Annotated in this window: 21 protein-coding genes; 6 read left to right on the top strand and 15 right to left on the bottom strand. The window is 51.4% G+C overall.

What is annotated here, in order from left to right; genetic code table 11:
- Positions 1-50: 50 nt before the first annotated feature.
- The 5 genes from amrA (at position 51) to HMPREF3201_RS10965 (ending at position 5879) form a co-directional block, all read left to right on the top strand.
- A complete protein-coding gene (amrA, locus tag HMPREF3201_RS10985; RefSeq protein ID WP_062413104.1) occupies positions 51-1412 on the top strand; it encodes an AmmeMemoRadiSam system protein A in 1362 nt (453 codons plus the stop codon).
- A gap of 9 nt (positions 1413-1421) precedes the next feature.
- Complete coding sequence (gene amrS, locus HMPREF3201_RS10980) at positions 1422-2273, top strand: AmmeMemoRadiSam system radical SAM enzyme (protein WP_062413103.1); 852 nt, start codon at positions 1422-1424, stop codon at positions 2271-2273.
- 115 nt (positions 2274-2388) lie between these two features.
- Positions 2389-3690 carry an NPN-dependent 2-hydroxyacid racemase, LarAH10 family gene (gene larA, locus HMPREF3201_RS10975; RefSeq protein WP_062413102.1) on the top strand — a complete coding sequence of 434 codons (1302 nt, stop codon included), beginning with the start codon at positions 2389-2391 and terminating at the stop codon, positions 3688-3690.
- A 179-nt stretch (positions 3691-3869) separates the two neighbouring features.
- Complete coding sequence (locus HMPREF3201_RS10970) at positions 3870-4196, top strand: cupin domain-containing protein (protein ID WP_062413101.1); 327 nt, start codon at positions 3870-3872, stop codon at positions 4194-4196.
- Between the two features lie 417 nt (positions 4197-4613).
- On the top strand, positions 4614-5879 hold the full coding sequence (locus tag HMPREF3201_RS10965) for a dicarboxylate/amino acid:cation symporter (protein ID WP_369794849.1): 1266 nt from the start codon (positions 4614-4616) through the stop codon (positions 5877-5879).
- A 113-nt stretch (positions 5880-5992) separates the two neighbouring features.
- Here HMPREF3201_RS10965 and HMPREF3201_RS10960 read toward each other — a convergent pair whose 3' ends face one another.
- From HMPREF3201_RS10960 to HMPREF3201_RS10920, 9 genes are all read right to left on the bottom strand, one after another.
- The gene (locus HMPREF3201_RS10960) at positions 5993-7135 is read right to left on the bottom strand and encodes an acyl-CoA dehydrogenase family protein (RefSeq protein WP_062413099.1); all 1143 of its coding nucleotides are present in this window, start codon (positions 7133-7135) and stop codon (positions 5993-5995) included.
- Between the two features lie 259 nt (positions 7136-7394).
- Positions 7395-8177 (bottom strand): tryptophan synthase subunit alpha, encoded by a 783-nt coding sequence (trpA, locus tag HMPREF3201_RS10955; RefSeq protein WP_062413098.1) that lies wholly within the window; start codon positions 8175-8177, stop codon positions 7395-7397.
- A complete protein-coding gene (trpB, locus tag HMPREF3201_RS10950) occupies positions 8170-9354 on the bottom strand; it encodes a tryptophan synthase subunit beta (protein WP_062413097.1) in 1185 nt (394 codons plus the stop codon). Before trpB ends, trpA begins: the two co-directional genes overlap by 8 nt.
- 4 nt (positions 9355-9358) lie before the next feature.
- Positions 9359-9961: a phosphoribosylanthranilate isomerase gene (locus tag HMPREF3201_RS10945; RefSeq protein WP_062413096.1), complete on the bottom strand. Its 603-nt coding sequence runs from the start codon at positions 9959-9961 to the stop codon at positions 9359-9361.
- Positions 9954-10742, bottom strand: a complete 789-nt coding sequence (trpC, locus tag HMPREF3201_RS10940) for an indole-3-glycerol phosphate synthase TrpC (RefSeq protein ID WP_062413095.1) — start codon at positions 10740-10742, stop codon at positions 9954-9956. The genes HMPREF3201_RS10945 and trpC overlap by 8 nt, the downstream gene beginning before the upstream one ends.
- Before the next feature lie 12 nt (positions 10743-10754).
- Positions 10755-11777 (bottom strand): anthranilate phosphoribosyltransferase, encoded by a 1023-nt coding sequence (gene trpD / locus HMPREF3201_RS10935; RefSeq protein ID WP_062413094.1) that lies wholly within the window; start codon positions 11775-11777, stop codon positions 10755-10757.
- 31 nt (positions 11778-11808) lie between these two features.
- A complete protein-coding gene (locus HMPREF3201_RS10930) occupies positions 11809-12375 on the bottom strand; it encodes an anthranilate synthase component II (protein WP_062413093.1) in 567 nt (188 codons plus the stop codon).
- Complete coding sequence (locus HMPREF3201_RS10925; protein ID WP_062413092.1) at positions 12372-13841, bottom strand: anthranilate synthase component I family protein; 1470 nt, start codon at positions 13839-13841, stop codon at positions 12372-12374. The genes HMPREF3201_RS10930 and HMPREF3201_RS10925 overlap by 4 nt, the downstream gene beginning before the upstream one ends.
- Positions 13842-14258: 417 nt before the next feature.
- On the bottom strand, positions 14259-15554 hold the full coding sequence (locus HMPREF3201_RS10920; RefSeq protein WP_172980560.1) for an SLC5/6 family protein: 1296 nt from the start codon (positions 15552-15554) through the stop codon (positions 14259-14261).
- A gap of 598 nt (positions 15555-16152) precedes the next feature.
- Here HMPREF3201_RS10920 and HMPREF3201_RS10915 point away from each other — a divergent pair.
- Positions 16153-17073, top strand: coding sequence for a LysR family transcriptional regulator (locus tag HMPREF3201_RS10915; RefSeq protein ID WP_072272091.1), 921 nt, complete (start codon positions 16153-16155; stop codon positions 17071-17073).
- 476 nt (positions 17074-17549) lie between these two features.
- Here the strand turns inward: HMPREF3201_RS10915 and nifJ are convergent, their stop codons facing one another.
- From nifJ to HMPREF3201_RS10885, 6 genes are all read right to left on the bottom strand, one after another.
- Positions 17550-21059, bottom strand: coding sequence for a pyruvate:ferredoxin (flavodoxin) oxidoreductase (gene nifJ, locus HMPREF3201_RS10910; protein WP_062413091.1), 3510 nt, complete (start codon positions 21057-21059; stop codon positions 17550-17552).
- Between the two features lie 436 nt (positions 21060-21495).
- Positions 21496-22041 carry a glutathione peroxidase gene (locus HMPREF3201_RS10905; protein WP_044505394.1) on the bottom strand — a complete coding sequence of 182 codons (546 nt, stop codon included), beginning with the start codon at positions 22039-22041 and terminating at the stop codon, positions 21496-21498.
- A 22-nt stretch (positions 22042-22063) separates the two neighbouring features.
- Complete coding sequence (locus tag HMPREF3201_RS10900; RefSeq protein ID WP_062413090.1) at positions 22064-22516, bottom strand: desulfoferrodoxin family protein; 453 nt, start codon at positions 22514-22516, stop codon at positions 22064-22066.
- A 453-nt stretch (positions 22517-22969) separates the two neighbouring features.
- Positions 22970-23989 carry an MBL fold metallo-hydrolase gene (locus HMPREF3201_RS10895; RefSeq protein ID WP_062413089.1) on the bottom strand — a complete coding sequence of 340 codons (1020 nt, stop codon included), beginning with the start codon at positions 23987-23989 and terminating at the stop codon, positions 22970-22972.
- A gap of 61 nt (positions 23990-24050) precedes the next feature.
- Positions 24051-24617, bottom strand: coding sequence for an aminoacyl-tRNA hydrolase (gene pth / locus HMPREF3201_RS10890; protein ID WP_062413088.1), 567 nt, complete (start codon positions 24615-24617; stop codon positions 24051-24053).
- An 18-nt stretch (positions 24618-24635) separates the two neighbouring features.
- On the bottom strand, positions 24636-25601 hold the full coding sequence (locus HMPREF3201_RS10885) for a ribose-phosphate diphosphokinase (protein WP_062413087.1): 966 nt from the start codon (positions 25599-25601) through the stop codon (positions 24636-24638).
- Between the last annotated feature and the right edge of the window lie 7 nt (positions 25602-25608).

Below are 25608 nucleotides of genomic sequence, written 5' to 3'. Positions count from 1 at the left end.
TATAATAAAGTTGACTCTAACTATCCATCACAGCAAAGGAGGTAATCACGATGGAACACGTCTGTGCAGCAGCCGGATTCTTTCCCCATCCGCCCATCATGCTGCCCGAAATAGGCGGCCCGGAATTGTCCAAAATGGCCGCCACCGTCGAGGCCGTCGAAGCGGCTTCGGCATTGATCGTCAGTCAAAAACCGGAAACACTGGTCATCGTATCGCCCCATAATTACGTATTTCCCGACGGCGCCGCCATCATCGCCGCGCCCCGCCTCTACGGCAACCTGGCCGCCTTCGGCTATCCGGAGCTTTCGATGGATGTCCGGACCGACATGGACCTTGTCGAAGAAATCGTCCATCAGGCCAGCCAACAGACCGATGTCTATCGCCTCGACGCCGCTTGGAGCGACCGATTCGGCCATCCCCTCAGCGTCGACCAGGGCACTTTCGTCCCCTTATATTACCTTCGTAAAGCCGGCTTCACCGGGCCCATCGTCCTCATGGCGCCCCGCTTTGACGATTACGACAGCATGACCCGCTTAGGCGACATCGTTATAAAGGCCGCGAAAACCCTGGGCCGGCGCATTGCCGTCATCGCCTCGGGCGACTTGTCACACCGACTCCTTCAGGGCTCTCCCAATGGCTATACACCGAACGGCGCCGTCTTCGATAAGCTGGTCATGGAAGCCCTGCTCAAACAAAATCTTTCAGGCCTCAGCGACCTCAGCCGCAGCTTCATCGATGAAATCGCCACCTGCGGCCTGCCGTCGGTCTACTTTCTCTTCGGCGTCCTGCGCCACTTCCGCCCGGTCATGCCGGTCTATGCCTATGAAGCCCCCTTCGGCGTCGGCTACGGCGTCGCCCTCTACCTTCCGGAAGGACAGGAAGATCAGGTCGAAAAAAGGGCGCCTTCGGACATCCGCGTCCGCCTGGCCCGCGAAAGCATTACCTACTACCTGCAGCATCACGCTTTGATGGCCGTCCCCAGAGATCTGCCGGAAGAACTGCAGGATCAAGCTGGCACCTTCGTATCCCTTCATAAGGGAAGCCGTCTGCGCGGCTGCATCGGCACCTTCCTGCCCATGCATCTGAATACAGCCAGTGAAATCATCCACAACGCCGTCTCGGCAGCAACCCGGGACCCGCGATTCTCGCCGGTCAGCTTAGAAGAACTCGAAGATATCGACATCTCCGTCGACGTCTTGGGAAAACCAGAAGCCGTCGCTTCGGCCAGTGAACTCAATCCTAAAAAGTACGGCGTCATCGTCATGAGCCACGCCCGGACTGGCCTCTTATTGCCCGACCTCGAAGGCGTAGACACGGTAGAGCAGCAGATCAGCATCGCCAAAGAAAAGGCCGGCATCCCTCCGCAGATACAGCCCGACCTCTACCGTTTCACCGTCGATCGTTACAAGTAGGAGTCGCCTATGGAAGCAGCCTTTTATACCCTCGATGGGACCGGCAGGGCCGTCTGCGGCCTCTGCCCTCATCGCTGCCGCATCGAAAAGGGCCATTACGGTCGCTGCCAGACGCGCTATTTCGACGGCACGACCCTGTCAGCCTTAAACTACGGAAAAGTAACGGCCATCGCCTTGGATCCCATTGAAAAAAAGCCGCTCTATCATTTTCACGGCGGCGCAGCCATCTTGTCCCTCGGTTCCTGGGGCTGTAACTTCACTTGTCCCTTCTGCCAGAACTGGCAGATCTCCCAGCAGCCGGCCTCGTCCCGGGACCTGACGCCGGAAGAGGTCGTCGCCTTGGCTGAAAAATACGTCCCTCAGGGCAATATCGGCCTGGCCTATACCTACAATGAGCCGACCCTCAGCTATGAATTTATCCTCCAGACGGCAAGGCTGATGAAAGAGCGCGGCCTGTTCAACGTCATGGTCAGCAACGGCTATATCGAAAAAGGCCCTCTCCAAGCCCTCCTGCCCTATATCGATGCCTGGAATATCGACCTCAAAGGGTTTTCCGAGGATTTCTATCGATCCCAATGTGGCGCTTCGCTAAAGCCGGTCTTAGAGACGATTACCGCCGCCGCTGCCGCAAGTCACGTCGAAGTGACGACCCTCATCATTCCCGGGAAAAACGACGATGAAGAGCCGATGGACGGCGAAGCCCGCTGGCTGGCTGCCATCGATGAAACGATGCCCCTCCACCTCACCCGCTACTTTCCCCGCTACCGGGATACGACGCCTATGACGCCCATCGATACCCTTCAGCGGCTGGCCGTCACTGCCGGGAAGTACCTGCGCCACGTCTATATCGGAAACGTATGACCGATGGCCTGTTAATATTCCCAATTGTTTTAACTTTTATCTTGCATGCCAGGTTTATCATGATATAATAAGTTACAACTCGATAATTAATTTTAAAAAAGAAGTGGTGATAGGCATGGCATTAAAAGAATTTACTTTCAGCATTGGTGAAACGACACAAACGGTAAAACTGCCGGAAGAACATATTTCCGACGTCATGGAGGGAAAGCACGTTCCCGCCGTCGACGTAAAACAGGCGACCATCGACTGTATGCGCCACCCCATCGGCAGCGCCCCTCTGCGCGAAAAGGTACAGCCCGGCGACAAGGTCTGCCTGGTCGTCGCCGATATTACCCGTACCTGGAACCGTTCCAACCAGTTCCTCATCTACGTCGTCGATGAATTGAATCTAGCGGGCATTCCCGACGACGACATTTACATCGTCTTTTCCCAGGGCTCCCACCGGGCCCAGACGCCGGAAGAAGACGTCGCCGTCTGCGGTCAGGACGTCATCGACCGCATCAAGACCTATCAGCACGACTGCATGGATCCGACCCTCGTCGACTGCGGCACAACCAAGCTGGGCACACCGCTGAAGCTGAATAAACACGTCGTCGACGCCGACAAGGTCATCATCATCGACGGCATTACGACCCACCTCTTCGCCGGTTTTGGCGGCGGTCGCAAACTCATCCTGCCCGGCGTATCGGGCTTTGAAACGATTCAGCGCAATCACTGCCATGCCCTGGCCGATGAATTCGGTCACGGCGTCAATCCCAAGACCCGCTCGCTCATGATTGAAGACAATCCCTTAAACGATGACATGGTCGAAGCCTGCAGCAAGATCAATCCCTGCTTCCTCGTCCATTCCATCATCAATGCCGACGGCGAAATCTGCCGCATGGTCGGTGGCGACTGGTATGAAGCCTGGCATGCCGGCACGGAAGCCGTCCTCGATATCCAGCGCGTTCCCATGAAGCAGAAAACCGACGTCGTCTTTGCCTGCGCCGGCGGCTACCCTAGCGACGTCAGCCTCTACCAGGGCAGCAAGTGCTACGATCCGGCAGAAATGGCCGTCAAAGAAGGGGGCATCGTCATCGCCATCATGGAGGCCCGCGACATTAGAGAACCAGCCATCTACCTCGATAGTTTCAAATACGATACGATGGAAGAAATGGAAACGGCCCTGCGGGCTCACTTCACCATCCCCTTCTTCGTCGCCTTCAACCTGTTCTGCCTGGCTCATAAGAATACCGTCATCTTAGTCACACGGCCGGAAAACTTCAACGATATCCGCCGGACCGGCCAAATTCCGGTAGCCACCGTTGAAGAAGCGTGGAAGCTGGCCCAGCAGACATTAAAAGAACTGGGTAACGAAGACTACACGATCAATGTCATGCCCCACTGCACTAAAATCGTTCCGATTTTACAGGGATAGAAAACAAAAATCCATTCGTTTTGGATATGTTTATTCTTAGATATATTCATAAATAACATAACATACTTACGTTTACATCATGACAATCATGAAATTCTATGCTATAATATAGCCAAGAAATGCAAAAGGAATTGAAAGCAAGTCATTCCTTGCAAGTGCATTAGAAAGGGGTGAGTCCAGTGGAAGTAGAGAAGGTCGAACATGCCGCTGGCGGTAAGGGGTTCATCTTGAAGAGACAGCTTCTGAGCGCCACCGAACTGCGAGGAGACGTTGGTATGTTCGCAGAAATCACCTTGAAACCTGGATGTTCCTTAGGTTTTCATGCTCACACTGACAACGCAGAAGCATATTATATCCTTTCCGGTGAGGGAGAATATGACGACAACGGAGTAATCCGGACCGTTAAACGAGGAGACGTTACATACACATCAGACGGTAAGGGTCACGGCTTGGAAAACAAAAGCGATTCCGACTTGGTTTTCATTGCGTTGATCATGAACAACTAAATAATGTCTATAGGATTAACACGAGTTCGTCGATGAACATTACGAATTAACTTATCTTGATCTAAAGTGCTTCGAACTTTTCGAATGGGTGTGATGTGTTTCAAATAGGTTAGTCTAAGCAAGTTGTAACGAACGATGACTGTTTTAACGTTTTGAGTTTTAGCGAAAGCAGAATCAAAAACTAAATGAATATGAATCCTATAACGTGAGGATCGGTATACATATGTCGCTTGTGTGCCGATCCTTTTACGTGTCTTTTTTTACAATGTGAAGGCCTCTTTCATTGACAGAATGCCTGCCCTCTTCTATAATATACTGAAACGGTAGTTTATTACTGCCGTCCATATTTCTCAAAGGGGGAAGATACTCATGTCAAATGAATCACGAGACGGAGTACAAGAACAAGCCCGGGAAGCGATGCGCAACAATCGCAATCGCCATCAGGGCCGTCAATTCATCTTATGGATCGGGGCCTTAATCCTCGGTGCTATCTTAGGCTGGATCGGTATTCCGGTATTAAACCAATTATTCGATTTTATCGCAACGGTTTTCACGCGCTTATTCCAGTTCATCGCTATACCGACCATCGCCTTAGCCGTCATTACTACCTTGTCGGCACTGGGTGCTAAAAAAGAAACGGGGCGCATCTTTGCCCACGCCGTTACCTACACCCTGCTGACGACGATTTGTGCCGCCGCCATCGGTTTGGCACTCTACATCTGGATCGCTCCGGGCAATCTGCCCATGGAAATGATCAGCTCCGGCGTTTCCAGCGTTCCGCAGAAACTCGAATCGGTCACCTACTACGATCATTTCCTGTCGGTTATCCCGAATAATATACTCCAGCCCTTCTTATCGGGCAACGTCCTTTCGGTCATGCTCATCGCAGCTGCTGTGGGCCTCGCTTTAGCCTTCATGCCCAAGACCGAAAACCGCGCCGTCCTGCTCAAAGGCCTCTTAGGCCTGCAGGAAGTCCTCTTCGCCCTGATTCGGGCCCTGCTTTGGATCTTACCGCTCGGCATCCTGGCCTTTTCGGCTCAGCTGTCCGCACAGATTGAAGCCGGCATCATCGTCAGTGCCTTGGGGAAATACACCTTGGTCATCCTCGGCGGCAATCTCATTCAGTTCTTCATCGTCCTGCCGATTTTCTTGGCCGTCCGCGGTTTAAACCCCATTCACGTCTTCCGCAAAATGGCTCCGGCCATTGCCGTCGCCTTGTTCACCAAGAGCTCTGCCGGCACCCTGCCGGTCACCCTGGCCTCGGCTGAACAGCGCCTCAACGTTCATCCTCAGGTATCGCGCTTCGTCCTGCCGATCTGCACGACAATCAACATGAATGGCTGCGCAGCCTTCATCCTGGTCACGTCCCTGTTCCTCATGCAAAACGGTGGTACGGAATTGACCATGGGTACGATGATTGCCTGGCTCTTCATCGCCGTTTTGGCAGCCATCGGCAACGCCGGTGTTCCTATGGGATGCTACTTCCTGACCTTGTCCCTCATGTCCAGTATCGGAGCTCCGATCGGCATCATGGGCATTATCCTGCCGATTTACACCATCATCGATATGGTCGAAACGGCAGAAAACGTTTGGTCTGATGCAGCTGTCTGCGCCATGACTGACCATGACCTGGCACACACTCTCGACGCCAACGCCAAAGAAAGCGTCGTTGCCGGTCACTAAGATTCTTTAAAAACCTTATATAGTACCTAAAAAGGGAGACTGATCCGATAGCCGTGCTATCGGTCAGCCTCCCTTTTCCTATGATGGTTTCATAACTTTTCAAAAAACGTATCTTATCGGAATAAGCCGCCGGAAATGACGAGTTTTTGAATTTCATTGGTCCCTTCGTAAATCTGGGTAATCTTGGCATCGCGCATCATGCGTTCAACATGGTATTCTTTCATATAGCCGTTGCCGCCCAGCATCTGAACGCATTCCGTCGTCACTTTCATGGCCACATCGGTGCAGGTCAGTTTCGCCACAGCCGCTTCCATCGTAAAGGGTTTGCCTGCTTCTTTGAGGCAGGCTGCCTTATAAAGGACCAGGCGTGCCTTTTCAATGTCGGCGTAGAGTTCGGCCATCTTAAAGGCCAGGTACTGCTGCTTATACAGCGGTTTACCGAACTGTTCGCGTTTTTTCAAGTGTTCGACAGCGATGTCAAAGGCCCCTTCTGCCAGGCCCAAAGCCTGAGCGCCGACGCCGATACGGCCACCGTCGAGGGTCTTCATGGCCAGTTTAAAACCTTCGCCGGGCTTAGCAATCATGCGGTCGGCTGAAACGCGAACGTTCTCTAAGACCATTTCCGAAACCTGGGCCGAACGGATGCCCATCTTATTTTCCAGTCGGCCGATGTGGAAGCCTTCCATCCCCTTTTCCAAGACGAAGGCGCACATGCCCTTGATGCCGAGTGCCGGGTCAGTCAGGGCATAGATGACCGTATAATCGGCAATAGGGCCGTTGGTATTAAAGATCTTAGTGCCGTTTAAGATATAGCCGTCACCGTCTTTGGTGGCAATCGTCTGCTGGCCGGCAGCATCAGAGCCGGCGGTTTCTTCAGTAAGTCCAAAGGAACCGATAGCCTGACCCGATGCAATGGGGGCTAAAAAGCGTTTTTTCTGTTCATCCGTCGCCGACGAATACATGACGCTGCCACCGTAGAGAGACGTGTTGACGGAAAAACCGATGCCAAAGGAGGCATCTACCTTGGAGACTTCTTCGACAGCCAGGATATAGGGCAGATAACCGACGTCGCTGCCGCCGAATGCTTTCGGATAGCAGAGGCCGAACATGCCCATCTTACCAAATTCTTTAAAGGCTTCGAGGGGGAATTCCGAAGCTTCATCGCGTTCTACCACACCGGGCCGTAATCGTTTGGCTGTAAAATCGCGTACTTGGTCGACAATTGCTTGCTGTTGTTTCGTGATTTCAAAATCCATGGTCGTCACTCCTTCTGTTAAACTGAAAATCCCCATAGGGGTTACTATATGTCTTAGTCATATAAACATTTCGTTAAGAGAAATATCTTTCCAACATAATATCATGAAAAAAAGTCTAAAGTCAACCAAATAGGTATATTATTATAGACCAATTCTTCATACCCCTATTCGCAATAAATAACGATTCTTTATAATAAAAAATCCGAATGACAGACCTGAGTTGTCATTCGGATTTTATGTAATAGATAGATTTTTCGTTTTAGGAAAGGCTGCGCATGGCCGCTTCTTTCATGCCTTTGACGTAGTCAAAAATAGCCTGTCCTGCATCGTCGCCGTACTTGGCAATCAGTTTGACGATGGCACTGCCGACGATGACCCCATCGGCGTCGCGGCCAATGGCTTCGGCCTGTTCCGTCGTATTGATGCCAAAGCCGACGGCGCAGGGAACGTCGGTCACCGCTTTAGCCGTATCGATGATATCCTTGAGGTCGGTCTTGATTTCCGTACGCGTCCCGGTAACGCCTAAAGAAGATACGATGTATAAGAAGCCTTCGCCAGCCTTGGCAATGGTCTGGATCCGGTCTTTTGAAGTCGGGGCGATCATGGAAATGATGTCGATGCCGTGAGCCTTGGCGGCAGCTGCGCATTCCCCCCGTTCTTCAAAGGGCATGTCAGGAATGATGATGCCGTCGAGACCGGCTTCCTGGCAACGAGTAAAGAAGGCGTCGACACCATAATGGAAGACGGGATTGAGGTAGGTCAAAAAGACCAAGGGAATCTGCGTTTCCTTACGAACGCGCTTTACCAGATCAAAGACGTCATCAATGCGTGTCCCTTGTTTCAAGGCTCGCAGATCCGCTTCCTGGATGACGATGCCTTCGGCAATGGGATCGGAAAAGGGAATTCCGATTTCAATCAAATCGGCACCGGCTTTTTCCATCGTCAGAATGTATTCATAGGTCTTTTCCATCGACGGGTCACCTGCCGTCAAAAATCCGATAAAGGCTTTGCCCTTTTTAAAGGCCTGGCCAATCTTACTCATGTAAATCCCTCCCCTTATATCTTGCAATAGCGGCGACGTCTTTATCGCCGCGGCCGGATAAGCAAACGATGATGCTGTCATCATGACTCAGCGTCGGTGCCAGCTGCATGGCTTCATAGACAGCATGGGCGCTTTCAATGGCGCAGATGATGCCTTCCGTACGAGCCAAATATTCAAAGGCTTCTACGGCTTCATCGTCTTTGACCGGAACGTATTGAGCCCGGCCCGTTTCGTTCAAGTAGGCGTGTTCCGGCCCGATACCGGGATAGTCAAGGCCGGCTGAAATGGAATAGACTTCGTCGATCTGACCGTCTTCATTCTGGCAGAAGATCGACTTCATGCCATGGAAGATACCGACTTCGCCCTTGGCAATCGTTGCCGCATGGAGTTTGGTATCGATGCCCTTGCCGGCAGCTTCGCAGCCGATGAGGCGGACATCCGTATCGTCGATGAAATTATAAAACATACCCATGGCATTGCTGCCACCGCCAACACAGGCCAGGACCGCTGCCGGTAATTTACCTTCTTTATCGAGGATCTGCTGACGAGCTTCCTTACTGATGACGGCCTGGAAATCGCGAACCATCATCGGGAAGGGATGGGGACCCATGGTCGAACCGATGACGTAATGCGTATCGTCGACGCGGCTGACCCATTCGCGCATGGCTTCGTTGACAGCGTCTTTAAGGACCCGGGAACCGGAGGTAACGGCGTGGACCTTAGCCCCTAAGAGTTCCATGCGGTATACGTTCAAAGCCTGACGGATCGTATCTTCTTCCCCCATGAAGACTTCACATTCAAGGCCTAAAAAGGCGGCTGCCGTCGCCGTCGCTACGCCGTGCTGACCGGCACCGGTTTCGGCAATGACCCGGGTCTTGCCCATCTTTTTAGCCAGCAGGCACTGCCCTAAGGCGTTGTTGATCTTATGAGCCCCGGTGTGGTTCAAATCTTCGCGCTTCAAATAGACTTTCGCACCGCCCAAATCTTTCGTCATCCGTTCAGCATAGTAAAGGAGCGACGGCCGATTGGCATAGTTATCGAGGAGTTCTTTTAATTCTGCCTGAAAGGCCGGGTCATGCTTATAATGGTCGTAGGCTTTTTCCAAGCGCTGAATTTCATTCATCAGCGTTTCCGGTATATATTGGCCGCCAAAGGAGCCGAATCTTCCTGTACTCATCTGTTTACCTCCTGTAAACACCTAGTGTGGTCATAAATAATGTCATCTTGTCTCTATCTTTCACCCCATCCGTTTCGATGCCGCTGCTGACATCGAGGGCGTAGGGTCGGAGTTTTGCCGCTTGGGCTGCATTTTGCGGCGTAAGGCCGCCTGCTAAAAAATACGGCCTGTCGATTTCTTTTAATAAGGACCAGTCAAAGGCCTTCCCCGTACCGCCTTTCCCCTGATCGAGGAGGATGTAGTCAGCACGGCTTTCCAAGGCCCGTTTTATATCGTCTTGATTGGCGATAGAAAAGGCCTTGATGACGGGAACGCCCAACTCGGTCTGAAGCTGCTGGACAAGGGCGTCTTCTTCCTGTCCGTGGAGCTGAATGAGTTGGATGACGCCTTTTTTTACCAGCGACGCCATGTGCGGCAGCTCGTCGTCGACGAAGACGCCGACGGCCGGTATCGACGGATCCAACTCGCGTCGAAGGGCGGCTGCCGTCTCGTCAGACACGCGGCGTTTCGTCCCGGCAAAGACGAAGCCCGCGTAGTCGGGATGTAGTTCATTGGCCCAGGCGATGTCACAAGGCCGCTTGAGGCCGCAGAACTTTACCTTAACCACGAGTTCCGGCAGCCAGGGCTTCCAGGGCCGCCTTCTTGTCGGGGCTGCGCATCAGCGTCTCGCCGATCAGGACGGCGTCGGCGCCATGATCATAGAGGCTCTGCGTATGATCGCTCGTCTTGATGCCGCTTTCAGCCACAAAGAGGATGTCTTCGGGAACGAGGGTACGCAGGCGAAAGCTGGTATCGAGGGAGACCGTAAAATCCTTTAAATTCCGGTTGTTGACGCCGATGATACGGGCGCCGACCTTGATGGCCCGAAGGACCTCCGTTTCATCGTGAGCTTCGACCAGTGCCGAGAGCCCCAAGGAATCGGCCAGTTCAAAGAATCGTTTCAATTGCGCATCATCGAGGATGGCGCAGATCAACAGGATGGCCGAAGCGCCGATGGCCCTAGCTTCATAGATCTGATATTCATCGATGATGAAATCCTTACGCAGGACCGGCGTCGTAACAGCCGCTGCAATGTCCTGTAAATACTGGGGACTCCCTAAGAAGTAATCCCGCTCGGTCAAGACGGAAATGGCAGCCGCACCGGCCTGTTCATATTCCTTGGCAATGGCCACATAGGGAAAATCCGGAGCAATCAGGCCTTTAGACGGCGATGCTTTCTTTACTTCGCAGATAAAGGAAAGGCCCGGTTGTTTGAGGTTCTTTTCAAAAGGGAAATCTTCTTTTTTCGGCGCAGCCAGGGCTCGCTCTTTCATGTCCGATATGGAAACCCGTTCCTTATCTTCGACGAGCCGTTTCGCCACTGCCGCCGTTAAATCGTCGAGTATCATGGGTCCACCTTCTTACGCGTTGCTGACGGCAATGCAGCGGTTCAGTGTTTCCATGGCCTTGCCGCTGTCGATGAGGTCGGCTGCCATCTTAATACCGTCGCCGATGGAATCAGCTTTTCCGGCAATGAACAAAGCGGTCCCGGCGTTTAAGAGAACGGCGTTTCGTTTAGGTCCCTGAACCTTACCGTTCAGGATGCCTCGCGTGATGTCGGCATTTTCTTCCGGCGTGCCGCCGACGAGGTCTTCTTTTGTCCCCGGTACCATGCCGAAGTCTTCCGGACGCAGGATGGAGGTCCGATAATAGCCGTCGCGGAGTTCACAAATCGTCGTCGGTCCGTTCGGCGAAATTTCGTCGAGTTTTTCCTGGCCATAGGCGACGACGCCGCGTTTGACGCCGAGCGTCGACAGGACTTTGGCCAGGGGTTCAACCAAGTATTCATCGTAGACACCGAGGAGAATCATGGTCGGCTTCGCCGGGCTGGTCAAAGGGCCGAGGATGTTGAATACCGTCCGGAAGCCCAGTTCCTTGCGAATGGGTCCGATATATTTCATGGCGGCGTGATATTTCTGGGCAAAGAGGAAGCAGAAGTTCGTTTCTTCTAACATTTTAAGGGCCAATTTCGGATCCTGTTCGATATTGACGCCCAGTGTTTCCAGGCAGTCTGCCGTACCGCACAGGGACGAAGCAGCGCGGTTACCGTGCTTGGCTACTTTCACGCCGGCCGAGGCGATGACCATGGCCGACGTCGTCGAGATATTGAAGGAATGAGCGCCGTCACCGCCGGTCCCTACGACTTCCAGGACCTCCATGCCCGGATGAGGAACGGGTGTCGCCATGGAGCGCATGGCTTCGGCACAGCCTGAGATTTCATCGATCGTTTCGGCTTTGGTGCTCTTTGTCGAAAGGGCTGCCAAAAAAGCGGCATTCTGGGTCGGCGTCGTCTGGCCGTTCATGATTTCCAGCATGACCGTCTTGGCTTCGTCATAGGTCAAATCACCTTTATTTACAATCTTAATAATCGCATCTTTAATCATCGTCGTTACCTCCTCGTAAGCAGTCTGTCTATTATAATTTCAAGAAATTTTCGACCATCATCGGTCCCGTCGGCGTCAGTATCGATTCCGGATGGAACTGCAGGCCGTAGATCGGATAGTCTTTATGGGCGACGGCCATGATTTCGCCGTCATCGGTCCGAGCCAGGACGCGGAGCGCATCGGGCAGGGTATCGGGGTCCAGGGCCAGCGAATGGTAGCGGCCGACGTCAACCGTTTCGGGAAGGCCCTTAAAGAGCGGATTGTCCCGGTCGAGGGTGACGACGGACTGTTTGCCGTGCATCAATTCCTTGGCGTAGGTAATGGTACCGCCGTAGACTTCACAAATGGCCTGATGGCCCAGGCAGACGCCGAGGATAGGAACTTTTCCTTCAAAATAACGGATGGCCTGTTCGCAAATTCCGGCTTCCGACGGCCGGCCCGGTCCCGGCGAAATGATCAGGTGATCCGGATGCAAGGCTTCGAGGCTTTCCACCGTCATTTCATCGTTGCGGATGACCTTAATGTCCGGATTCAGCTGCCCGATGAGCTGGTAGAGATTATAGGAAAAACTGTCGTAATTATCGATGAGTACAATCATTTGTCAATCCCTCCATTGGCCCGCTTCAAGGCGATGACGACGGCCTTGGCTTTATTCAGGCATTCCTGGTGTTCCTGCTGCGGTACGCTGTCGGCGACGATGCCGGCACCGGAGCAGGCGAAGACGTGATTTCCTTTCTTATAGGCCAGGCGGATGCCGATGCAGCAATCCATATTGCCGGTAAAATCGATGTAGCCGATGGCGCCGCCGTAAACGCCGCGCTTGTGGCCTTCCAATTCGTCGATGATTTCACAGGCCCGGATCTTAGGAGCCCCGGACAAGGTGCCGGCCGGCAAAGCGGCGGCAATGGCATCGACGGCCGTCTTATCTTCCCGGATCGTACTGTGTACGGTGGAACCGATATGCATGATGTGGGAAAAGCGCAGGACGTTGAGATAGCGTTCGACGTGAACGCTGCCAAATTCGCTGATGCGTCCCAAGTCGTTTCGGCCTAAGTCGACGAGCATATTGTGCTCGGCCAGTTCCTTCGTATTGTGAAGGAGTTCATCTTCCAACTGGTGATCTTCTTCCACCGTCTTTCCCCGCGGCCGCGAGCCTGCCAACGGAAAGGTGAAGAGGTCCCGCCCTTCGAGGCGGATCAGCGTTTCCGGTGAAGAACCGGCCAATTCGATATCGTCTCCGGAGAAGAAGAACATGTACGGCGACGGGTTGATCGTCCGCAGCACGCGGTACGTATCGAGGAGGCTGCCTTCGGCCTCAGCCTGAAGGCGATTGGCTAAGACGACTTGAAAGATATCCCCTTCGCGGATGTAATGTTTCCCCTTTTCAACCATTTCACAGTATTCCTGTTCATTAAAGAGGGGCTTGAAATCGCTTTTTAACTGGAGGGGCTGAGCCGGTGCCTTTTCGCCATAGCGGATCAAATCTTCCATGCGCTGTAATTCCAACATAGCCCGATGATAGTTTTCTTCTACCCCATCGAGGCGGACGTTGACGATGAGGTACATCTGCTGCTTTAAATTGTCGAAGACGATGACCTTGTCAAAGAGCATGAGGTCGAAATCGTTAAAGCCATCGTCATCGGCGGCGTTGAGTTTCAGGGACGGTTCGGCATATTTAATGAAGTCGTACGAGAAGTAGCCTACCAACCCGCCCGTAAAGGGCGGTAAGTCTTCAAGGCGGGGCGCCTTGTTGTCGGCTAAAATCTGGGAAATGAGTTGTTCCGGATGATCCGTATGGATTTTAACTTCAGCGCCGGTTTTGAGAGTAACCGTCCCGTCTTTGCAGAAAATTCCCATCTGCGGATCGTAGCCGATGAAGGTGTATCGGCCCCAACGCTGGGAGTCTTCCATACTTTCCAAGATATAGCAGTGAGAGCTGATATGCTTGACCGTTCGCAAGACTTCAATGGGCGTACAACTGTCGGCATACAAGCTGACGCCGACAGGAACGACCTTATATTGATCCTGGTAGGCTTTTACCTGTTCTAAGCTGAGCGTTTCCATACAAACCTCCTAAAAAAAAATAATCCGTCCATGACAATACGATTTGTCAAGGACGGATTTAAGTTCCGCGGTGCCACCTTGTTTTAGGGTTTGATCCCTACTCTCGACGGAATACCAACATATTCCCGGTAACTGACGTATACCAACACGTCGCAGGATACTCAGCCTTGCGGCCTTTGACTGCGCCCTCAGCGGTCCATTTAACGAGCTGCGTCGGCCGGCTCTCAGCCCCCCGGCTCTCTGTACGTGCACGTCATCGTTTTTACTTCCGCCTCAATGGTTTCATGGACGATGTTCAATTGATGTTTGTATGATACACCGCATGATTTAAACTGTCAAGGTAGTTTTTGTATAATTTTTAAGATAATCGTTTTACTTACTTTTAAGCACAGACTTTTTTGTTGAGAAAGTTTCGTCTTACATCATGGCGATGATCGGCGAGATGATCAAGAGGATACCGGCGAAGACGATGAGGACCAGCGAAATTCCCTTGTATTTGTGAAGGGCATTGACTTTGTAGACCAAGTACGCCGGGATAAGGCAGGCGATGATACCGAAGATCGGACCGAGGAGGGTCAGGAGCTTCAAGACCGGTGCATTGAGGACGATAGCGCCCCAGGCAACGGCAACGGCGAAGATGAGGATGCCGAAGCTGACCATTTTCTTATTGATCTTGTCTTCCGGCATGAAGCGGTGCAGGATGTTCATGGCGATACCCTGGCAGGCTTCGCGGAAGCCGAGGAAAACGCTGAAGAAAGCAGTCATAACGGCGAATACGTTGAGTACCAGGCTGAAGATTTTAACAGCGCTGCCGTCAAAACCTCTGGCGACGATGGCCAAGGCAGAAATGTTCTGGGAATAAGCGAGAACGGCTTGGTCGTGGCCGAGTGCCAGGTTAAAGGACATCGCATACGAGAAGATCGTAATGAACAAGACCGAGAAAGCGATTTTCATAGCCCGCATGGCTTTGTAGCGAGCGACGTGGATCGATTTGTTATGAGAGCGGTAAGAAATGACCATGGGGCTGATGCTGGGGATAAACAGGATCGAGGTCAAGGTTACAGGCAGCATGGCAATCGTGTTTTTCACGAGGTAGCCTAAATCGGGGAATACACCGATATTGGCGATGTTCCAGTGCTGGATCATGATGCCGCCCAAGCAGATGACGACTAACAATTTCGTCAGGACCATCAGCGTCGAAATCCGGAACAAGAGCTGTTCGCCGCGAGACGCGAGAACGACCATGGCACAGATGATAGCCAGTCCATAGAAGGGGTTGTCGGACAGGAGCGTATCGGTGACGCCGAAGGAATAGAGGAAGGATGCACTGTCATTAGTCAGTGCCGTCGAATACATGAAAACACAGATGAGAATACTGAGGAAGTAAAGGATGCCCAGCAGGAAGCCCCAGTTTTTACCGAGGTAACCGCTGATAACGCTGGGATAGTCTTCACACCGCGGCGAATCGGCCAGGGTATTGATGAACAAGCGCTGCAGAAGATAAATGGCAGGGTAAGCGATGATAGCGGAGAATAAGTAGACCCATACGCCGACTAAGCCGACCTGAACCGGTAAGAACACGATACCGGCACCGATAGCCATGCCGATACTCATAATAATCCAGCCCCAGTCCGTACTGTCGAACTTGACGGCTGCTTTCCATTGTGCATCTGTCATTCCCGCTTGGCGGGCCAGTGCTGCTGATGAATTCATATCAAAGACCTCCTATGGTGAATAGATTGAATGAATGATGTCCCCTCGACACTTACATTTTATCCCCTGATGCGGCTCTCCTTTCTCAACTTCAGTGTATATACTTTTTACCTATGTCGTTTTTTATCATTTTTCTTAAAACCGTAAATTTTAATGTACACGTCGGGGTTTTACCTTTTACTTAAACGTTCTATTCTATGGTTAAAGTATATCATGAAAGGTATTGGCTGTAAAATATTCATTGTGCAATTTGCATTCATAGTATTTATCTATGGAATAGGTCGTTATTCCTTACTTTTTTGTCAGGCAAACAGGAAATATATCGGATTTAAAAATGAATCATTATCACTGTAGGCCAAATTTCACGAACATTTGTCTTTTTCAAAAAGCCAAATTTGGTTAACTTTTCTTTATAATTTAAATTTTTAAGTGGGATTTTTCTTTTTTCATTTTTGCTGTTTCGAGATCAAAATTTTCATTTTAAAACTTTCTTTACTGTGTCAAAAAATCATAACTTTCCCAACTTTGCTTATTTTGATACAATAAAGACAATAAGGGCGTCTCTATAGGTACGGTTTATATTTGAGGTGGTTTTACTATGACTTTACAACAATTACGTTATATCCTCGAGTTATCTAAGCACAATTCCATTTCCGCCGCCGCCCAAGCCCTGAACATCGCTCAGCCCAGTCTCAGTGCGGCTATCAAAGATTTGGAAACGGAATTTGCCCTAACCCTGGTCAAGCGAAACCGTCACGGCATCACCTTCACGTCCGCCGGATTAGAGTTCTTGCACTATGCCGACCACATCTTGACTCATGCCGACGAAATGCATGACCATTTTCACCCTGAAATCGGCCAGGAAGCCTCGCATACCCTGACCATTTCATCCCAGCACTACCCCTTTGCCGACGAAGCCTTCATCCATGCCCTGCAGCGTATTTCTCCGACATCGGCTTACACCTTCACCCTGCGTGAGGGGCGGACATCGCAGGTCATCCACGACGTCGTCACCCGCGAAAGTCAACTGGGCATCCTCTTTTTATCGCACATGAACGAAAATTTTTTGCAGGACCTGTTCCAAAAAAACAAGCTGGAATTTACGTCTCTCTGCACCTTCACGCCCTGTCTCTACGTCCGCCTGGACCATCCCCTGGCAGAGAGTCAAAGCATCGCTCCCAGTAAGCTGAAGGACTACCCCTGCGTCCGCTTCGAACAAGGTCACGACCGCTCGCAGTTTTCCGAAGAGCTGCTCCTGTCGGACCCATCGAGCCGTCAAAGTATCTACGTCACCGACCGGTCGACGCTGTTCAGCGTCATCCGCGCTACCGATGCCTACACCATCGGCACGGGCCATATCGCCCCAGCCATCATCGGCCGCCACATTACGGCCATTCCCATTGCCAATCCCTTAGATACGATGACCGTCGGCTGGATCAAGATAAAAGAGGAATCCCTGCCGCCGGAAGCCCTCCTGTACATCGACATCCTGTCGGGACTGCTTACGGGCCGCGAGTAAGGCTATCCGGACAAAAACAAAGACTCGGAGTTCACGAAAAAGATTCGTGAACTCCGAGTCTTTGTTACGTTTATCCCCGTTCCTCCAAAAGAAGGCCGAGGGCGTACAGGATGTCTTCTGATGACGAAAAAAGGCGGCTCTGCTTCGATATACATCTCCGGGCAACATAAAGTCTCAAGGGATAAAAAGCCTTTACAGCGACGATCAAGGCCCATTTCCGTCCTGATAGACGTTTCGGTCACCACCAGCCTCCCAATCGCCCTACATCGATACACGGCCGCCCAGGAGCCTTGGTGACCGACAAGTCCCCTCCTCTGCCAAATCTTATGGGGTCAATAAATAGCCTGTGAGTCGCCAGGCCGCAGGACTCTTATTTCTGATAGCATACAAAAAAACGGACTGCCATAGATACCTATGGTAGTCCGTTTTTTTCATGAGGCCGTCCTCCCGGGACAGCCCCGCCTAACAGTCAAATCTTACTTATCGTATGCTTTTTCTAAGCGTACATAGCCTTCATAACGATCCTTAGCGTCTTCTTCGGTCTTTTCAAAGAGAGCTTCGGCAATTTCCGGGAAGGTGCGCTGCAAGGACGAGAAGCGAGTTTCGCCCATGAGGAATTCGCGGAAGTTATCTTTCGGCGGCTTGGAATCGAGGATGAACGGATTCTTACCCTGTTTCTTCAATTCCGGATTGTAGCGCCAGAGATGCCAGTAACCTGCATCGACAGCACGTTTTTCTTCGAGCTGGCTCTGACCCTGACCGATCTTGAGGCCGTGGTTGATGCACGGTGCATAACCGATGATGAGGGACGGGCCATCGTATTCTTCAGCTTCTTTGAGGGCTTTCATGAACTGGTTCTTATCGGCGCCCATAGCGACCTGTGCGACGTAGATGTAGCCGTACTGAGCCTGCATCATGCCGAGGTCTTTCTTACGGGTCTTCTTACCAGCTGCGGCGAACTGAGCAACGGCTGCCGTCGGCGTAGCTTTGGAAGCCTGGCCGCCCGTGTTGGAGTAAACTTCGGTATCGAATACGAGGACGTTGATATCTTCACCCTGAGCGAGGACATGGTCCAAGCCGCCGTAACCGATATCATAAGCCCAGCCGTCACCGCCGAAGATCCACTGGCTGCGTTTAACGAGGAACTGTTTCATATCGTAAACCTGTTCCAATTCAGGTTTGCCGTCTTTTTCAGCTTCGAGGAGGGCGATGACCTTATCGGACCGTTCGCGCGTGCCTTCACTCTTAGCCATGTTGTCTTTCCATTCTTTCAATGCAGCCTGAAGTTCAGGGCTGGCAACTTCCATAGCAGCGTCAACGTACTGAGCCAGGAGTTTCCGTTCCGTCTTTTCAGCCAGCATCATGCCAAAGCCGTATTCAGCATTGTCTTCGAAGAGGGACGTCGACCAAGCTGGGCCGTGACCCTGTTCGTTCTTGGTGTAGCCGCAGTCCGGTGCACTGCCGCCCCAAACGCTGGAGCAGCCATGAGCATTGGCAATGATCATGCGGTCGCCATAGAGCTGGGTAATGACTTTACAATACGGGGTTTCAGCACAGCCTGCGCAAGCGCCGGTGAATTCGAGCAAGGGCTGTTCGAACTGGCTGCCGATGACGGTGTTCTTATCCATCGGATTCGGTTTAATCGGCAGGTTGATGACGTAATCCCAGAGATCTGCTCTGTATTCTTCTTCGTCGAAGGGTTTCATCGTCAAGGCCTGTTTCGGGCAGACATGAGTACAGCTTCCGCAGCCGAGGCAGTCCATGACCGATACGACGATATTGTATTTGTATTCTGGAGCTGCTTTGATTTCCTTGTCCTGATAGCCTTTCGGAGCTTTAGCAGCTTCTTCCGGCGTCATGAGGAAGGGACGGATAGCAGCGTGAGGACATACGAAGGAACACTGGTTACAGCCGATACATTTTTCAGCATCCCAGCTTGGTACGAACATGGCAACACCGCGTTTTTCTTCAGCAGCCGTGCCCGTCGGCCAACGGCCGTCTTCAAAGCCGTCATAAGCGCTGACCGGGAGGTCGTCGCCTTCGAGAGCGTTGACAGGAATGGAGAAGTCACGGAAGAATTGCGTGTGTTTCGACATGTCGACCGGTTCGTCAACAGCATCAGCCCAAGCGGCCGGAACATTAACTTTGACGATAGCAGACAAGCCCTGGTCAATGGCTTCGTTGTTCATATCAACGATGTTCTGACCTTTTTTGCCGTACGATTCGACAACGGATTCTTTCAATTTAGAGATAGCCAAGTCAAGGGGAATGACGTCAGCCAGTTTAAAGAAGGCCGACTGCATGATCATGTTGATGCGGCCGCCAAGACCGATTTTCTGTGCAATGCCGACGGCGTCGATGATGTAGAACTGGACGTCGTTGCGGGCGATGGAGCGTTTAATTTTAGCCGGTAATTTTTCATCGAGTTCTTCCGGTTTCCATACGGTGTTCAGCAGGAAAGTACCGCCCTTCTTGATGCCCCGCAGGAGGTCGAAGCCGTGCGTATAGGACTGACGATGACATGCGATGAAGTCTGCGTCATTGATGAGGTACGGCATCTTGATCGGCGTATCGCCAAAGCGCAGGTGCGATACGGTAACGCCGCCGGATTTTTTCGAGTCATAAGCAAAGTATGCCTGAGCGTACATATCGGTGTTATCGCCGATGATCTTGATAGCGCTCTTGTTAGCGCCAACCGTACCGTCGGAACCGAAGCCCCAGAACTTACAAGCTTTCAGGCCTTCACCAGCCGTATCGACGTTCTGGACGCGCGGCAGGGATTTATGGGTAACATCGTCGACGATGCTCAAGGTGAAGTCGTTCTTCGGTTCGAAGGCTTTCAAGTTGTCAAAAGCAGCAACGACGTCGCCCGGTAAGAATTCTTTCGAAGCGATGCCATAACGGCCGTGGTAAACTTTCGGAGCTACGTCAGCAGCCGCGAAGGAAGCAGCTACGCTGTGGTACAGAGGTTCGCCGTTAGCGCCCGTTTCTTTCGTACGGTCTAAGACGGCAATTTTCTTAACGGTATCGGGAACGGCTGCCAAGAAGTGTTTTTCCGACCAGGGACGGAACATGTGAACGTTGATACAGCCGACTTTTTCGCCTTTTTCGACAAGCAGTTTAACCGTTTCTTCAATGGTCTGTGCGCCGGAACCCATAGCGACGAGAACGAGTTCAGCATCGGGAGCGCCAGTGTAGTTGAAGAGGTGGTATTCACGGCCCGTGATTTCGCTGATCTGCTTCATGTAGCCTTCAGCAACTTCAGGAACGCGGTCATAGAATTTGTTCAAAGATTCACGATGCTGCATAAAGACTTCAGCCGGTTCGCAGAAGGAAATAGCTTCCGGATTGTCCGGGTTCATGCCGCGTTTACGGAATTCGCGAACGGCATCCATATCGAGCATCGGACGGAGTTTTTCATAAGGAATAACTTCGATTTTCTGGATTTCGTGAGACGTACGGAAACCATCGAAGAAGTTGATAATAGGAATACGACAGGTAATGGCCGTCGCATGGACGACAGCAGCCAGGTCCATGATTTCCTGAACACTGGATTCACACATCATGCTGATGCCCGTGCCGCGCATAGCCATCGCATCGTCGTGGCCGGCAAAAATCGTGTAGCCGTTGGTAGCAACCGTACGAGAAGCGACGTGGAAAACGCCCGGCAGCAATTCGCTGGAAATCTTGAACATATTGCTGAGCATGATCATCATGCCCTGGGAGGACGTGAAAGTCGTCGTGAGGGCACCGGTATTCAAAGCACCGTGCATCGCGCCGACAGCACCTTTTTCAGACTGCATTTCCTGAACCTGTACGGTAGCGCCAAACAGGTTTTTACGGCCATGAGCAGCCCATTCATCAACGTGTTCAGCCATCGGCGACGACGGCGTGATCGGGAAGATGGATGCCAGTTCCGTAAAGGCATAGGCGATATGGGCGGCTGCCTCGTTGCCATCCATTGTCTTAAAAACTTTCTGTGTCATAATACTGTTCCCCTTTCTGTAAAACATCGTAACTTGAAAGAATCCGTGTACACATTGGAGTCATCCCATTACATTGCAAGGACAAAATAATCACTATAAGCTATGTAGCTATGGTATTAACTAGATGACTATTTGTTATCCTCATTGTACTATTTATAAAAATTTTACGCAAGAGCTTTCCAGTAAAACGTTCATCTTATGCCGATTCTGTCTAAACGCATACATATTTATGTAATCGTCGCATGGCCTTTTCAAGGAGCAAAGATTCATCGTGACGACGATTACATTTTATAAAGAAAAGAATCCGTAAAGGTTCTGAAAAACAAGACTGTCTTAAATTTGTGAAAGTTTTCCCATCAAAAGTCAATACAACAAACAAAAAAAGAAGCCCTGCATTACAACACAAAGTGTAATGTAGGGCTTCGATTCTTAGAGATTAGAGAGCCTTTTCGATAATGGGATCTAATTCTTCCGGAGTCGTGCTCGGTTCAAAACGCTGAACCTGGCTGCCGTCACGGCTGACGAGGAATTTCGTGAAATTCCATTTAATGCCGTTGCCTTCGGCATTGTCCGGATAGTGTTCAGCTACGACCTGCTGAATCAGGCGGCCGCTGTCTTTATCCGTTTCATAACCTTTGAAGGGAGCTGCTTCGGTGAGATATTTGTAAAGGGGATCTGCTTTTTCGCCGCGAACGTCGATCTTAGCGAAGAGCGGGAAGGTAACGCCGTGGTTCAGGCGGCAGAAATCTTCGATATGTTTATTATCTTCCGGATCCTGTTCCAAGAACTGATTGCACGGGAAACCGAGGATGACTAAGCCTTTGTCTTTATATTTTTTATAAAGGGCTTCCAGGCCGTCGTACTGCGGCGTAAATCCGCATTTGCTGGCCGTGTTGACGATGAGCAGCAATTTGCCTTCGTACTGGCTCAGGGCAACGTCACCGCCGCGGATATCTTTAACGGTAAAATCAAATACTTTCATGGTGTTATTCCTCCTGTTTCTCTTAGACGTCGTGAATTACGCAGCCACCAAATTCCGGTGAACACATTGCGCTGTCAAGGGCCGGAGCTTCTTTAACGGAGAAAGTTTCTTTCCACAGGCCGTGGAGGTTGCAGTATGCATAAACTTCGCCATTATCACCAGTTTCGAAATGAGCCTTCGGTTCTTCACCCGGTTTGAGATAACGGATATCTACGCCTTTATCATCGACCAGGGCAATCCATTCAATATAGTGTTTTTCTTCCATCGGATGAATGACAGAGCCGACCTGAACTTCCAAATGGTTGTCAATCTTCTGGATACACGGTACGTGTTTTTCCTGTGCTGCATCAACAGAGCCAGCGACGAGATGCGTCAATTTTTGGCCTGCATAAATGACTTCTTCCGGTGCCTGTGCGCCGACGACGACCAAAACTTTACCATCTGCATCATTGCGGTAAAATTCAACATGCTTCATATCAATTCCTCCTCCAGGGGATTGTACCCCTCAATCAAAAATAAAAATAAGCTATATAATCTAAATAAATTATAAGCATTTGCTTCCTAATTAATACTTTTTCTTATGTGACTATTATAGGTCAAATTGTCATATTTGTCAATAACGGAGAATTATTATTCTTTATATAAGTAAATGAAGGAAGACCTTACATAGTTCCAGTTTGTATGATTTTATGCAGTATTTACGGGCTTTGCCGCCCTTTACAAAAAGACAAATCAGTTCCATAATTTTTTCATCCGCTCGGATTACGCCGCGTTCATCACAAATCGTTCTCCATCAGGTTAGACAACATGAGCTTTTTAGGGGCCACCTGTCTTGCCAAAAAAACGGCCCGTAAAACGAAAAAGGGTAAAAAAACGCACTGCGAAGGTGAAATATCGCAGTGCGTTTCGATAAACAAAAGATAATTAATTACACGCCGTCAACGAGATGAGCGACGTCCATCCCGGGGACGACGTCATACCGGCGGACGCCCCCTTCTTCCGTGCATCGGAGAAGGCCCTTATCCATGAGGTATTCGATATGAGACAAGGTTTCCCCTAAGGCAAACCACTTCTGCGTCGGCGGGAATTCATGCCAGGGCTTGCCGCGCATGGACCAGGTCATATGAGGGGCAATTTCATAGGCCGTGCTGTGAGGATAGTCTCCGGCCAAACGCAGGACTTCCCGCAGGCGTCGGTCATGATGAGCCAAGAGTTCATCAATGCGGCCGGTAATAGCAGTATCCCCTTCCCGGTGAGCTGGCAGGGCCAGGCGGACGGGAAGTTTCTTCACTTTTTGCAAACTTTCCAAGTACCGCCGCAGGGCATGCTTCATATGATACCAGACTTGGATGTTGGGCGTAATATCGAAGAGAATATGGTCACTCGTAAAGAAAAGGCCTTCACAGGGCATATAGAGGCAGCACAGGCCCGGTGTATGGCCCGGCGTATGGATGACCGTGAGTTCACAATCTGCCAGGTGCAGGACGTCCCCATCGCCGACGGCTTGAATCGGGAAGTGCGGATCCGGCGAAAAGGTCCGGGCCTGGTTGGAAAATTGGCTTTTAATTTCTTCCGGCGGCATCCCTTCACGCATGAAATTATCTTCGGCCGCCTTCCAGGTCGAGCCGTCTTCAGAGTCGACGAGGTATTGATAGTCGACGGGGTGCATGTAAATCGGGCAGCCTTCTTTGGCAAACAGGCCGACAAGGCCCGTGTGATCGGCATGGAGATGGGTCAAAAAGAGGGACGTGTGTCGGAACTCGATGCCCAGTTCTTCCAAACCACGGCACAGGGCATCCTGACATTCCGGACGATTGAAGCCCGTATCGATGACCAAATTCTCGGTCTTGCCCTTGATGACATAGGCATTTAAATATTGGAGCGGATTATCCGGTAACACGACGCGGATACGGTATACGTCCGGCGACGTATGCAGTTTCTCAATCATAGGGTTCCTCCTGAAAGGTACGTAGAAAAAAAGACTGCCGCAGACGCGGCAGCCTCTTATCTCATTGTTTCTTTTTCCGCGGGTTATAGCGGTTCATGCCTTTATCGACACCGAGGCGCAGGCAGCCTTCAATGGCCGTCGCCGCGTCTTCGATTCCCTGATGATACTTTTCGCGAAGTTCTTCCGGAAACGGCGTCAAGACATGGTCGATGACATCGTGATGAGGCAGCGGGCGGCCAATGCCGACGCGGAATCGGGTAAAATCGGTACAGCCGTTGGCAAACAGGCTCTTAATGCCATTGTGCCCGCCGTCACTACCGTTTTTGCGAATGCGCAGGCGGCCGACAGCCAGATCCATGTCGTCATAAGCGACGTAGACGTCAGGCTGCTCTACCTTATACCAACGCATCAAAGGGCCGACAGCCCGGCCGCTGTCATTCATGAAGGTCTGGGGCTTGACCAGGATGATTTTTTCATCGTCAACGGTCACCTGGGCGACGAGAGCGTCCATCCGCTCCTGCCAGGACGTAACTTCCCAGCGCTTGGCCAGTTCATCGATGACATCGAATCCCGTATTATGTTTTGATTGTTCATATTGGCGGCCCGGATTGCCCAGGCCTACGATCATATGCACGGTGCAGTTTCCTTATTTATCGAAAAGACGGCTGACAGAGACGTCATGGAAGATGCGCATGATAGCTTCCCCTAAGAGAGGTGCTACGGAAAGGACTTTGATCTTGTCGCTCTTCTTTTCCGGCGGCAAGGGAATCGTATTGGTAATGATCAATTCGGAGATGACCGATTTCTGAATCCGTTCGACAGCCGGATCGGTGAGGACGGCATGAGCGCAGGCAGCAAAGACGCGGGAAGCTCCCATTTCTTTCAAGGCCTTAGCACCGCCGCACAAGGAACCTGCCGTATCGACGATGTCGTCGACGAGGATACAAGTCTTGCCTTTGATGTCGCCAATGATATTCATGACTTCAGCGACGCCCGGACGAGGACGGCGTTTTTCAATGATGGCGATAGGTGCACTGACCCGGTCAGCCAAGTCACGGGCACGGGTTACGCCACCGAGATCCGGAGATACGACGACGAGGTCGCCCAAATCCGTTTCTTCTTTTTTCTGGTTAATATACCGAGCAATGATGGAAGCCGAGCCGAGGTGATCGACAGGGATGTCAAAGAAGCCCTGGATCTGACCGGCATGGAGGTCCATCGTAACGACGCGGGTAATGCCCGCTCTGGTCATTAAATCAGCGACCAATTTAGACGTAATCGGTTCACGGCCGCGGGTCTTGCGGTCCTGACGAGCGTAACCATAGTACGGAACAACGGCGGTGATGTGTTTTGCCGAAGCGCGTTTCAAGGCATCTGCCATGATCAGCAGTTCCATAAGGGTATCGTTAGCCGGTTGGCAGGTCGGCTGAATGACGAATACATCCTTACCGCGAACGCTTTCATCGATCATGACCTGAATTTCACCATTATTGAACTTGCCGACAAAGGCCTTGCCTAATTCTAAGCCAAGGTACTCAACAATTTCTTTGGCCAATTCCGGATTGGCGTTCCCCGTAAAAATCTTCAGCTTTTTCCCGTCTTCGTAACTCATAGTGAGC

The organism is Megasphaera sp. MJR8396C (assembly GCF_001546855.1).
Lineage (GTDB): Bacteria > Bacillota > Negativicutes > Veillonellales > Megasphaeraceae > Megasphaera.
The sequence above is the reverse complement of the archived record's forward strand: the minus strand, read 5'-3'. Positions and strand labels throughout refer to the sequence as shown.